General features: G+C 42.3%; 1 pseudogene. It reads right to left on the bottom strand.

Features of this window, described 5'->3' with window-relative positions:
- A pseudogene (locus JCM15907_RS13100) lies at positions 1-522 on the bottom strand (hypothetical protein); the annotation flags it as partial.

Here is a 522-nt window from a genome sequence, read left to right as displayed (position 1 = left end):
TGAGTGTAATGCGCCCATCAGTAGCTGTTAACTCGTACTTGTATCCTCCCTTATGTGTTACGCCTTGCACTGTAAAGGAGCCTTTACTCTCAATCCCGAGAGTGATCTCCTCGCCGACCTTTTTTCTGGTCGTCATGGTAATAAATCCACTCTCTCCCTCATAGGGTATGCCTTGACCATTCCACTCACCATTAGTATCTTCACCATTATTGTAGTTGAAAACCTTCCAGCCTTTACTCTTAGCCTTTGCTGCAGAGGATTGGGTTAGGTAATTCCCTTCGTTGGGGTTCTTGGTATCAACGGTAACGAAGAAGCCTTTATCTTCTTTTTCCTCCTCAGGGATAGAAATACTCGGCAACTGCTCTACGAGACGATCCATGGATGCGCGTTCAATTCTATTTCCATATATCCATAAATTTACTAAGTTCTTATTTTGACTTACATCCAACTGTGTCAACTGATTGTTATCGCAATCCAGATACAACAACTCTGTATTCTTTGTTACGTCCAACTGTGTCAATT

The organism is Porphyromonas gingivicanis JCM 15907 (assembly GCF_000614585.1).
GTDB lineage: Bacteria > Bacteroidota > Bacteroidia > Bacteroidales > Porphyromonadaceae > Porphyromonas > Porphyromonas gingivicanis.
Note: the sequence above shows the minus strand (reverse complement) of the source record. Positions and strands in the feature narration are given on the sequence as shown.